The organism is Alteromonas sp. ALT199 (assembly GCF_018619335.1).
In the GTDB taxonomy this organism is placed as follows: Bacteria; Pseudomonadota; Gammaproteobacteria; order Enterobacterales; family Alteromonadaceae; genus Alteromonas.
This window is the reverse complement of sequence record NZ_JAHHDX010000149.1, coordinates 15,591-26,942: the sequence shown is the minus strand read 5'-3', so window position 1 is coordinate 26,942 and position 11,352 is coordinate 15,591. Positions and strand designations below refer to the sequence as shown.

The 11,352-nt window shown below is 43.7% G+C and carries 11 protein-coding genes; 2 read left to right on the top strand and 9 right to left on the bottom strand.

Annotation, left to right across the window (positions count from 1 at the left end; genetic code table 11):
* Window positions 1-66: 66 nt before the first annotated feature.
* Window positions 67-1,575, bottom strand: a complete 1,509-nt coding sequence (locus KL866_RS16375; RefSeq protein WP_214996118.1) for a S10 family peptidase — start codon at window positions 1,573-1,575, stop codon at window positions 67-69.
* Window positions 1,576-1,907: 332 nt separating this feature from the next.
* Window positions 1,908-2,504, bottom strand: coding sequence for an ACP phosphodiesterase (locus KL866_RS16370; RefSeq protein WP_025255648.1), 597 nt, complete (start codon window positions 2,502-2,504; stop codon window positions 1,908-1,910).
* Window positions 2,505-2,700: 196 nt separating this feature from the next.
* On the opposite strand from KL866_RS16370, the gene miaE reads away from it, so the two are divergent.
* Both miaE and KL866_RS16360 read left to right on the top strand, forming a co-directional pair.
* Entirely contained in the window at window positions 2,701-3,483 is a 783-nt protein-coding gene (miaE, locus tag KL866_RS16365) for a tRNA isopentenyl-2-thiomethyl-A-37 hydroxylase MiaE (RefSeq protein WP_025255649.1), read from the top strand.
* A gap of 211 nt (window positions 3,484-3,694) precedes the next feature.
* On the top strand, window positions 3,695-4,294 hold the full coding sequence (locus KL866_RS16360) for a Yip1 family protein (protein WP_025255650.1): 600 nt from the start codon (window positions 3,695-3,697) through the stop codon (window positions 4,292-4,294).
* An 86-nt stretch (window positions 4,295-4,380) separates the two neighbouring features.
* On the opposite strand, the gene purF is transcribed toward KL866_RS16360, so the two are convergent.
* The 7 genes from purF to truA all read right to left on the bottom strand — a co-directional run bounded on the left by purF (window position 4,381) and on the right by truA (window position 11,329).
* On the bottom strand, window positions 4,381-5,904 hold the full coding sequence (gene purF, locus KL866_RS16355; protein WP_214996046.1) for an amidophosphoribosyltransferase: 1,524 nt from the start codon (window positions 5,902-5,904) through the stop codon (window positions 4,381-4,383).
* Window positions 5,905-5,917: 13 nt separating this feature from the next.
* On the bottom strand, window positions 5,918-6,406 hold the full coding sequence (locus KL866_RS16350) for a CvpA family protein (RefSeq protein WP_025255652.1): 489 nt from the start codon (window positions 6,404-6,406) through the stop codon (window positions 5,918-5,920).
* 161 nt (window positions 6,407-6,567) lie between these two features.
* The gene (locus KL866_RS16345; protein ID WP_214996044.1) at window positions 6,568-7,191 is read right to left on the bottom strand and encodes an SPOR domain-containing protein; all 624 of its coding nucleotides are present in this window, start codon (window positions 7,189-7,191) and stop codon (window positions 6,568-6,570) included.
* Window positions 7,192-7,236: 45 nt separating this feature from the next.
* Window positions 7,237-8,568 carry a bifunctional tetrahydrofolate synthase/dihydrofolate synthase gene (folC, locus tag KL866_RS16340; RefSeq protein ID WP_214996042.1) on the bottom strand — a complete coding sequence of 444 codons (1,332 nt, stop codon included), beginning with the start codon at window positions 8,566-8,568 and terminating at the stop codon, window positions 7,237-7,239.
* On the bottom strand, window positions 8,568-9,413 hold the full coding sequence (gene accD, locus KL866_RS16335; RefSeq protein ID WP_025255655.1) for an acetyl-CoA carboxylase, carboxyltransferase subunit beta: 846 nt from the start codon (window positions 9,411-9,413) through the stop codon (window positions 8,568-8,570). The genes folC and accD overlap by 1 nt, the downstream gene beginning before the upstream one ends.
* Window positions 9,414-9,694: 281 nt before the next feature.
* The gene (locus KL866_RS16330; protein WP_214996040.1) at window positions 9,695-10,507 is read right to left on the bottom strand and encodes a hypothetical protein; all 813 of its coding nucleotides are present in this window, start codon (window positions 10,505-10,507) and stop codon (window positions 9,695-9,697) included.
* Window positions 10,508-10,534: 27 nt separating this feature from the next.
* Window positions 10,535-11,329, bottom strand: coding sequence for a tRNA pseudouridine(38-40) synthase TruA (truA, locus tag KL866_RS16325; protein WP_025255657.1), 795 nt, complete (start codon window positions 11,327-11,329; stop codon window positions 10,535-10,537).
* Between the last annotated feature and the right edge of the window lie 23 nt (window positions 11,330-11,352).

Here is an 11,352-nt window from a genome sequence, read left to right as displayed (position 1 = left end):
AGTAAAGGCTATTATAGAAGAACAATGATAGCGACAATCGCGCCATCATTGTTCATCGTTCATAAATTAGCGCTTGTACATTGCAGGCGCACCCTTGCTTGGCGTGCTGGCTTTAATAAACTCGCGTAAGTCTTGGTTTGATTGTTTTAAATCATCGCGACGCAGGTACATCATGTGTCCGCTGCGATACCCTTTAAAGCTTAAACGCTCCTTTAGGTTACCACTTTGATCTAGCTGCCACATGGTGTATTTAGCATCGAAGTAATTCGTTGCACCATCATAATAGCCAGCTTGAATCATCACATTCAGATAAGGGTTTTGCGCCATCGCCAATCGCAAGTTCTCCCCCGTTTTGTTGTTACTTCTATCCCATGGATGCACGTTTCCGAACATACTGTACTTGATATCGGTTTTGTAATTTAACTCTTCACGCAAATAGTAATTGATAGCCGGCGTGAATGAATGCAGCCATGAGGTGAGTTCGGCCCAATAGTCAGGGCGATCGCCACTTTGCTTAGCGTCTATGCCCAAATAGCGGCTATCTAAACGGCCTAAGGTCTTCCCTTCATCTCGCAGTAAGTCTTTCCAGAAGAAAACCGTGCTTACATCTAGGTTATTTTGTGCAATAGACGCTTCACTTAAACCAGAATAACGCGCCATTTGTTTTAGCACATCACGCTTTTCTGTATCACTAATAAAGCCACCTTTAGCGAGGGCAGGAATAAGCGTGTTGATAGTAAAATCTTCAACTTCGGGTAAGAGTTCATTTAAGTCTTTATTTTGTAGTTCTGGTTCAAGTTTATTGTGATACCAGGCTGCAGCTGCAAAATAAGGTAGTCTATTGGCGGCTTTTACCGGCCCATTGCGCTCAATGCCAATGTCAGTTGGCGACACTAGTACAACGCCATTTAAATACATCCACTGGCGGTTTTGAAGTTCTAATGCTAGGCCTGAAACTCGTGTTGTACCGTAACTTTCACCAATAAGATATTTAGGTGAGCGCCAGCGATTATTGCGTGTTACAAAGGTATTCACCCAGTCGGCCAAATAGCTTATATCGGCGTTCACGCCAAAGAACATTTTCTTTTGTTCATCTTGTGACGGCATACTGCCATCAGCTTTCGGCAACACACGGCTGTACCCAGTATTTACTGGGTTAACAAATACAATATCAGCAACGTCTAAAATAGAATAAGGGTTAGTTTGAACGCCATAGGGCTGAACAGGGTAACCTTCGTCATCAATGTTAAGAATACGCGGGCCTGTGTATGCTACATGCATCCACACTGACGCAGAGCCCGGACCACCGTTGAAAGAAATAATAAGCGGACGCTCAGCATTATCTTTAACGTCAGTTCGCTGGTAGTACGTATAAAATAAAGTAGCAACCGCTTCGTCTTTACTGTTCCAAACCGGCTGTGTACCTGTAGTTGCGCTGTACTTTACGCGTTTGCCAAGAATTTTGGTTTCATGTTCTGTTACTACACTACTATCAATTTTAATCGCACGAGCGTGCGAGGCCGAGCTCGCATCTTCGGCCGAAGCACTGGCTGTTAAACTGACAAAAGCAATCATCACCGCCGTAAGCCATGCTAATGGGCGTTGGCTTGCCTTAGTACGTGCTAGTAAATGATGAATCTGTGATTTGTATTTTGAGTTAACCTGACTAAATAACAGGTCTCTTGTATTTCTATTTAAAAAGAGATGATTTTTCATTTTTTCGTCTTTTGTGTGTCGTTAGTTTTTGGTTTTGTATTTTTTGAGCGCAAGCTAACCTGTCTTTCATACAGGCCATCATTGCACTATATTTGAGACTCTATCAATTAAGACTATATCGCTGTTAACAAGTGAGCTTAACAATCAACGATAGAACTACCAATTTCTTCGATACGTTTCTGTTAAGGCGGCTAACCCTTATTGATATTTTCAGGGCCCCTGTCTTTTATATGAGTGATGAGGTCCGGGAAAAATGTTAAAAATCTCGCTTCTATTTCCTTTTTATTCGCACTTATATCATCTACCACGTGATGAAAAGTGTTCGCAAACCGAATTCGTTTAGCAACGACTGAAATGGCCCTAGCAATACCCTCTTCTTTAGCATAATCTTCAAACCAATCGTGGGTGATCATGTGCCCTACGCTATGTTGCATTGCCCTCGGCATAGTTGGTAATCTCTGCTCGAGCAAAAAGAAGCTTTGCTCTCGAAAATCACTAAAGCTTTGAGATGTGTACGTCGACCAATGCTTTATAAGCAAGTGGTCGAAGTAGATATCGAGCGCCACAGGCGCAAACCGTCTTCGGCTCTTATCAAATAGTTTTTTTGCGGCCAAAACACTTTCGTGACTGTCGGTGAATTTATCTACCTCGTAGTGATTTTTAAGGCCCTGCTGTACTGCTTTTCCATACATTTTTATATCGACACCACGCCTAAAGTCGCCAAGTAAGTTACCAAAATGAGAGTCGGCGGTAGGGCGTGCTAGAAAAAGGTGAGCAAGGTAATTCATTTTGTAATTTAACGGCCTCGATTTTAAGTTGTAAGGGCTTGTAGGTATCAAGTAAAATCAGCGCTCAGTTCAGAAGCATCGAATTTGGATAGCCTTAGTCTAGGGCGCAGACAACTGCCCCGTCGACATTAGTGTTGGAAGTATGACAAATTCAAATGTAACTGAAAATTCGTAGCACTTAAAACCGAGTTTCAACATGTCTGTAATATCTTCTTCTGAAGTCGCTTCTCTACTATCCCCCGTCAATGATTTTTTACATTGCGAGACGCCGCAGTCGTGGATTGACGAAGCGCAGAAAGAAGAAAACCTTCGGGTTATTCTCACCGATCACTTAATTTGCGAGCTTAAAGCAGCACAATCAGCAATGTACTTACTCCGTCGCTATGTGGCAGATGAAGAAACCAGCAAAGTTTTGCTTGGCTGGCTGAAGCCCTATGAAGACTTCACCTACCGCCATGAGGGCGATTGGCAATCACTTAACACTAAGCACCTGTCTAAAAGCGTGTTTAATATTGAAGGTTTGGATCCGTTTAAAAAAGACATGCTAGATAAAATGGTCATGCTGATTAAAGAAGAGCTTCACCATTTTTATCAAGTCCTAGAAATTATGCACGAGTTAGGCTTTGAGTATAAGTCAGTGACATCAAGCCGTTATGCCAATGGATTACTACGTAACGTTCGCACCTACGAGCCTGAAAAGCTGGTTGATAAACTTATTTGCGGTGCCTACATTGAAGCCCGCTCATGCGAGCGTTTTGCCAAGCTTGCCCCTTATGTTTCCGAAGATCTAGGCAAATTCTATGTGTCGCTGTTACGCTCAGAAGCCCGACACTTTGAAGACTACCTTACCCTTGCTGAGCAAATCGCCAAGACTGATATTTCAGAGCGCGTTACTCACTTTGGTTGCGTTGAAAAAAATCTCATTGAAGGTGATGACAATGAATTGCGTTTTCACTCTGGCGTACCGCAATTTATCTAGCATCCTATGGCCGTTTATAAATTAATCAATTTATATTGACGGCTTTGCGTTTCTGCTGCACACTCAAGTTGTAAACATATTGTTAATGGCAGTGTTTGGCGTTTTGCGCCGTGTTCGTATTTACTTGGTTTTACGGTTTGTCCGTGTGTTCTCCCTGCCTCCCAACAATATTCCCTTAAAATAACAACATTGGTGAATAAGGCAGGACTTTATGATTTTGAATCATTTAATTGGTATTTACACTCACCCCAGAGATGAGTGGCAAACCATTGACACGAAGCACGAAACCTATTTTTACGCACTTACCCATATTGCTTTTATAGCGCTTATTCCATCACTTGTGGCGTATTATTCCAGTGCTCATACAGGCTGGAGTATTGGTGCAGGTGACGTAATACGCCTTAGCGAAAGTACCGCCATAATGATGGGCATAGGCATGTATTTTGGCTTAATAGCTGGCGTAGTAGCTTTAGCAGTGTTAATTCATGAACTGGCTAAAGCCTTCGATGCTACGCCAAATTATACGCAATCATTAGAGCTTGCAGCTTATACAGCCACACCGTTATTTATGGTGGGCTTCGCAGGTCTTTATCCTGAGCTTTGGGTAGTGATGACAGCACTGCTAGTCGGTATTAGCTATTCAGTTTATCTACTTTATTCCGGCGTGCCTATTTTAATGCATATGCCGGAAGATAAAGGCTTTATTTACTCAAGTTCAGTAGTGACATGTGGACTAGTGTTACTCGTTATTTTAATGACTGGCTCTGTGTTAGTGTGGGGATTGACTGGTGGACCCGTATTTGTTCACTAACGCTTCTAGCTCGACACAAGATAGATAATGAAAAAGCCGCTCTAAAAGCGGCTTTTTTCGTTCACTATCAACTTATTTCAAAGATGTTAATCAGCGGCATCAATGTTATGTACGTCAAGGTTACTCAATTCAGCTTGTACCACAGGTGCTTTTCTTGCTGCCTCCCCCCGTGACATATCAATGCGCTCAAGATACTCTTGATTGATATCGGCAGTAATATAGTTGCCATCGAATACCGATGTTTCAAAACGCTGGATAGTTTCGTTCTCTTCGCGAACAGCTTCAACCAAGTCAGAAATATCTTGGAAAATTAAGCCGTCAGCTTGAATAAGTTCTGCAATTTGATCGATTTCACGCCCGTAAGCAATCAGCTCGTTTGCCGATGGCATATCAATACCGTACACATTAGGGAAGCGAATTTCAGGTGCCGCTGACGCAAAGTACACTTTCTTCGCACCAGACTCACGTGCCATTTCAATAATTTGACCTGACGTAGTACCGCGCACAATAGAGTCATCAACAAGTAATACGCTTTTGCCTTTAAACTCAGAAGAAATGGCATTTAGCTTACGGCGTACTGACTTCTTACGCATAGTTTGGCCAGGCATAATAAAGGTGCGGCCAATATAGCGATTTTTAACGAAGCCTTGGCGATACGGTAATTCTAGCGTGTTTGCGATTTGAAGCGCCACATCCATCGACGTCTCTGGAATAGGTATAACCACGTCGATATCAAGGTCTGCCCACTCTCGCTTGATCTTTTCACCAAGTTTACGGCCCATGTTCACACGCGATGCATATACTGAAATACCGTCGATAAAGCTGTCTGGGCGTGCGAAATAAACAAACTCAAAGATACACGGTGAGGTAACTGGATTTTCTACGCACTGCTTGGTGTGAAGCTGACCTTCTTCGGTAATGAAAACTGCTTCACCTGGCATCACGTCGCGCACAAACTGGAAGCCAACAGCATCAATTGCAACACTTTCCGACGCCACCATCCACTCTTCGCCGAGCTCGCTCATCCGCTTACCAAGTGCTAGCGGGCGTATGCCGTGGGGGTCACGAAACGCAACAAGACCCTGACCGATAATGGCAGCAACGACTGCGTAGGCACCACGAATTTTCTTATGAACTTTTGTAACCACTTCAAAAATATGTTCAGCGCTTACGCTTAAACCCGCAACTTGCTGAAGTTCATGCGCAAGAATGTTGAGAAGTAGCTCGGAATCTGACGTGGTATTAATGTGACGGCGTGCAATGCGGAACACTTCTTCCTGTAACTCATGAGCATTGGTTAAATTACCGTTATGAGCAAAGGCAATACCAAATGGTGAGTTTACATAGAACGGCTGCGCTTCGGCAGAGCTTGATGTACCCGCGGTTGGATAGCGAACATGACCAATTCCCATGTTGCCAGACAATCTTTTCATATGGCGGGTATGGAAAACATCTCGAACCAAGCCATTTGCCTTGCGCAAATTAAACATATTTTGGTCGATAGTCATAATGCCTGCGGCATCCTGTCCACGGTGCTGAATAACCGTTAGACCGTCGTACAGTGACTGAGCTACGGGCGTTTTACCAACTATTCCGACTATACCACACATGTGCGTTACCTATTCAAGCGGGAGTTAAAAAACTAGAGGAGTCTTTCACATAGCTGAAAAACCACTCTATGATGACACCAAACTCAGGGATGAGGACCGACGCTTGCCACCATGCTGCAGTCGCTGCGCCAGTAAAGGTATCCATAAAAAAGAGCAATGCGCTAACAATAAGCACGCCACGCAGTGCACCGAAAACTATACCCAAGGCTCTATCTGTTCCAGATAGTCCGGTAGCCTGGACCAGTTGGCTAATCACATAGTTGATCAAGCCACCCAGAATAAGAGTTATGATAAACAGCGCAGCAATTGCAGCACCGTTTTTTAAATAAGGATCGTCAATGGCTGTGAAGTAAACAGCGAGGTCAGCGTAGAAGTTGCTTGAAATAAAGAGTGCAGCAAACCACACCACTAACGAAATGGCTTCTTTAACAAACCCTCTAATAAGGCTTATTAAGGTAGATACCGCAATGATACCCAGTATGGAAAAGTCTACCCAGTTCATCGTCTCTTTATTGCGTTGATGTTGCTTTTTTATTGTGAAGCAACGAGCCTATGGCGAGATGGCGCGCATTCTAACAGAAGATAGAAATATTACTAGTCTGTAATACCAATCCCTGTCACTCCAATCACAGTTAGTGTGGCTTAAGCTAGGAAGAATACGCCCTAATCAACCTTAAACGTAGTGACCTTACCTTTGAGTTTCGTAAGTTCTTTTAAATGGGGTAGTGCCGAATCTAGTTTCTTTTTGTCTAAATCTGGGCCTACAAAGACTTTATTGAGCGTGCCAGAGCTTGTTTGAATTTTGCGGCTAAAAGCACGGTAACCTGCTTTTTCAAGCTTTGCCAACAGGGCTTTTACGTTTTTCTCATGACGAAAGCTGCCTAACTGTATTACCCAGCCAGCGTCATCGTCGGCCCCAGCACTTTTTGTGTCAACAACCGTTTGGCTCGCCAGTTTGTCCTTTTCAACAAAGGCTTTTGGGGCTGGCGCTTTAGTGACGGTAGCTTCGTCATTGTTTTGGCTGTCATCAGCACTTGAAGCAACCAACTCTTCATCTAACGCTGTTTCATCTTCAATTTCGACAGCCGGAACCGCAGCTTTCGCGACCCGCTCTGACGGGAAAGATTCAGGCTCTACGATGGGCTTTTTAGGCGGATTTGCAGGAACAGAGACAAAGGGCTCTCTGTTCGTTTGCTTTTTGCCATCAAGAAAGTCTGGTAAAAAGATAACCGCTAGGGCGACAACAATAATTGTCCCCACCAGTCTATTCTTTAATGCCGATGTCACTGTGCTCTCCTGCTTAAATACACGGTTTTACTTACAATGCGCGTGTTAGTTTTGCTCAGCAAGTACGTCTGCAACGGTAACAAAAGAACCAAAAACGAGAATAAGTTCACCAGTTTGATAATCTGCAAGCGCACGTTGATATGCTGAGGTCACATCTTGAAACGTGTCTATATTCTCTATGGTTGTGCCAGCATTAACAAGTGCATTTTCAAGTACTTCTGCACTGCAGCCTCGCGGCCCACTTGTTGAAGCTAAGTACCACTTGGCGTTAAGACCCGAAAGTGGCGCCAAGGTTTCAGCAATTGATTTATCTTTAAGCATACCCACAACAACGCGCATCTGGCTCACATCGTAACGATTTAGCCACTCTTGCATGGCCGTGGTAGCTTGTGGGTTATGGGCGACATCCACCACCACAAGAGGCGACTCACTGATAGTCTGCTGTCGACCTGGCATGGTAGTGTTTTCAAGAATATCTTTGACCACGTCTTCTTCGGGCAGTAAGCCTAGCAATTCTAATGCGGCCAACGCTGTGCTTGCGTTTTGAAGTGGAATTTTAGGATAAGGGAGCGACGTATAGCTGCTGCTTTTACCTTTCCAACTCCACTCACTATAATCACTTGCCACTACCGATACGAAGTCTTGTGTAGCCCAACTTACATTCGCTTGTAACTCATTAGTCACATCGTAAAGTGAAGATGGTGGGAACAGTTCACCCACTACTGCATTGCCTTTTTTGCGCATAATCCCCGCCTTTTCGCGAGCGATTTTTTCGCGGGTATTGCCAAGCCAATCCTGATGGTCAAGATCGATAGTCGTAATAACGGCAAGATCGGGGTCGATGATATTAGTAGCGTCTAAACGTCCACCCAGACCCACTTCAAGAATGACTACATCGACGGCCCATGACTGCATCATTTTCATTGCAGCCAGCGTACCGAACTCGAAGTAAGTTAAAGTAATGGGTTCGCCATCAGTTTCCTTTCGAGCTTTTTCAACAATCTCAAAAGCAGCTACAAACTCACTAGCAGGCGGTAATTCGCCGTTGTAACGTACACGCTCGCGGTAATCGATTAAGTGGGGAGAGCTGTATACCGCAACACTTTTGCCTTGCGATAACATGGCTTGTTCGAGTAAGCGACAGGTTGTGCCTTTACCGTTTGTGCCTGCAACAGTTATAACCTGTGACTGACTAAGCGACAGTGCCATGACATTAGCCACAGCTTTTACTCTGTCTAGCCCCATATCGATGGCACTAGGATGGATAGATTCTAGGTAAGATAACCACTGGCTCAGGCTTTTTTGCGAATTTGAAGACGCCGAGGCTTCTTCTATGTGTGGCGCCGAGCCAGTGTTTAGATTGTTTTCGTTATTCACTAATTCTTATAATGCAACTTAACTAACAAGCTGTGTAATTTATCACGCATATCTCTGCGGTCAACAATCATATCAATTGCACCTTTCTCAACAAGGAATTCACTACGCTGGAAACCTTCAGGTAGCTTTTCTCTTACTGTTTGTTCGATTACGCGAGGGCCCGCGAAGCCGATAAGCGCTTTTGGCTCTGCCACGTTAACATCGCCAAGCATTGCCAAGCTTGCAGATACACCGCCCATTGTTGGGTCAGTAAGCACGCTAATATAAGGCAGACCTTTTTTGCTCATTTTAGCAAGGGCTGCAGATGTTTTAGCCATTTGCATTAGTGACATTAGCGCTTCTTGCATACGCGCGCCACCGCTTGCACTAAAGCAAACAAGCGGCATATCATTTTCTAAGCATGCATTAACAGCGGCAACGAAACGCGCGCCTACTACTGATGCCATTGAGCCGCCCATAAACGCAAACTCAAAACAAGCAACCACTACAGGCATACCTTTAAGTTTGCCTTGCATTACCACAAGTGCGTCTTTCTCGTTTGTTGACTTTTGCGCAGCTACGATACGGTCTTTGTAACGTTTAGAGTCTTTAAACTTAAGTATGTCTTGAGGCTCGTGCTCTGCACCTAATTCAACGCGATCGCCATCATCTAAAAACGCATCAATGCGGCGGCGCGCTGTAATGCGCATGTGATGGTCGCACTTAGGGCAAACTTCCTGAAGTTTTTCTAGTTCGCTTTTGTACAGCACAGCTTGGCATGAACCACACTTTGTCCAAATACCCTCAGGTACATTACCTTTGTGTGAAGTTTGCGTGCGAGGAAGAATTTTTTGAATCCAGCTCATGGAAATTGAATCCTTTGTTTTTGTTTGCCGGCCATGACGATTGATATTTATTCATACTTGTGGCCAACAACACATTAAATTTTTAAGTTTCATACAGTATTACAAAGAAAAAATACGTAACACAATTGAACAACTACCTAATATAGCGCGCTATTAGACCACAATACAACGAAATGGAAAAAACAAAACTGGTCTTAGAAGTTGGCAGTCGACTTCAGCAATGCTAACCGCTGGTAGCTTTTACTTAACTTTTTATTGGCGAGATTCATAGAATACAAGTTTCACCAAGCACTGTGACATTTAACTTTTGGAAACTGATTAACACCTGAGTGACGTTCTAGCGATAGTTGCCTTTGCCCGCTTTCGACAAAGTGCTTCAGTGCACTATCTATTTTATTTTTGAGAAAGTTTAAATCAGAACGAATAACAAACACTAAACGAGCCCGACTAACGACGTTAGGAGACTGATAGAATTCTGAAGAACAAAACGTATTGTTAAACATAACAGCACGCGCGTTATGTTCATTCATTATCGTAAAGTCACAGCGCCGTTTCAACATCATCATAGCCATTGTAAATTGGCTACTTGAGTCAACCCTTTGAATGTTATCTTCTTTTCTCCCGAAGAACTGCTGTAAAACGGGATAAGTAAAGCCGTATCTAGTACAAATACTAGAGGGTAAGTTCTCCTCCGGTACAAATGGTCCGTCAAAATTTGAAGTTGAGTAGATATAGCTGTCATGCTTTATCAACTCTTCGCTAAACAGAAAGTCGTTCGGTTTACTTATCCAACTTTCAGAAGATAAAAACAAATCTATTGATGACGAATTTAATAAATCTTCGCTTCTAGCACGATTCGAGTCTAAATAAACGATACGAAACTGATTCGATAGCTCATCCGACTCAAAAAAATCGACGACTATGCCTTCATAGCGTTTTGAGTTCTCATCATAATATAAATAAGGGGCAGCGCCTGGTGTGTTAACCGCGAAAAGTAAACTAGGGGTTTTATCTTTTATATCGGCACCGCACTGTAATGCCGTTAAACACAGTAACACACCAAAAGTTTTTGATAAAAATTGAAACGTGGTCACAATACTTCCTTGTATACTTCGACAGTGCTATGTGCAATCTGGCAGAAACAGCGGTCCCAAGGGCCCTTTAGGCAGCTTATGCTCTTCAGGATAAGTTACGTCTACCAGGTACAAACCATTTGGCTTCGCCGTGGCTGCCGATTTGCTTCTATCTTTTAGACTTAATAAGTGAGCAATCCAATTTACATCTTGCTCCCCCGCCCCAATTTCAACAAGCGCGCCTGTAATGTTTCGAACCATGTGATGCAAGAAAGCATTTGCCCGAATATCGATAATTACATAACGTCCCTGGCGATATACGCTAACATCGGTAACGTTACGAAATGGCGTTTTACTTTGACAAAGTGCTGCGCGAAAAGAGGTGAAATCTTGCTCACCCAACAGTGCTTGTGCGGCCACATGCATTTTTTTCTCATCTAATTCGCGGTGAATATGGGTAACACCGGCGTGCAGTATGGCAGGACGCATTTTTGCATTATGGATTATGTAACGATAGCGACGATGGGTAGCAGAAAAGCGTGCATGAAAATCATCGCTAACGTTCTTCGCCCACGTTACTGCAACAGAATTAGGCAGATTAGCATTTACACCAAGCGTCCATGCGCGCTCTGAACGTGGTGCATCACAGTTAAAGTGAACCACTTGCCCCGTAGCATGTACACCTGCATCGGTACGTCCAGCGCATTGCACCTCAATGGGTTCATTGGCTACCGTCGATAGTGCCTTTTCAAGATGCTCTTGAACACTTGGTACTTCGCGCTGGCGTTGCCAACCGAAAACAGCAGCACCGTCGTATTCAATCCCTAAGGCAATTCGCCCCATATCTTTTTTACCCCGTTTCTGAA

Coding starts and splice junctions, on each gene's coding strand:
- KL866_RS16375 (WP_214996118.1), bottom strand. CDS start 1,575: ATGATTGCTTTTGTCAGTTTAACAGCCAGTGCTTCGGCCGAAGATGCG.
- KL866_RS16370 (WP_025255648.1), bottom strand. CDS start 2,504: ATGAATTACCTTGCTCACCTTTTTCTAGCACGCCCTACCGCCGACTCT.
- miaE (WP_025255649.1), top strand. CDS start 2,701: ATGTCTGTAATATCTTCTTCTGAAGTCGCTTCTCTACTATCCCCCGTC.
- KL866_RS16360 (WP_025255650.1), top strand. CDS start 3,695: ATGATTTTGAATCATTTAATTGGTATTTACACTCACCCCAGAGATGAG.
- purF (WP_214996046.1), bottom strand. CDS start 5,904: ATGTGTGGTATAGTCGGAATAGTTGGTAAAACGCCCGTAGCTCAGTCA.
- KL866_RS16350 (WP_025255652.1), bottom strand. CDS start 6,406: ATGAACTGGGTAGACTTTTCCATACTGGGTATCATTGCGGTATCTACC.
- accD (WP_025255655.1), bottom strand. CDS start 9,413: ATGAGCTGGATTCAAAAAATTCTTCCTCGCACGCAAACTTCACACAAA.
- truA (WP_025255657.1), bottom strand. CDS start 11,329: ATGGGGCGAATTGCCTTAGGGATTGAATACGACGGTGCTGCTGTTTTC.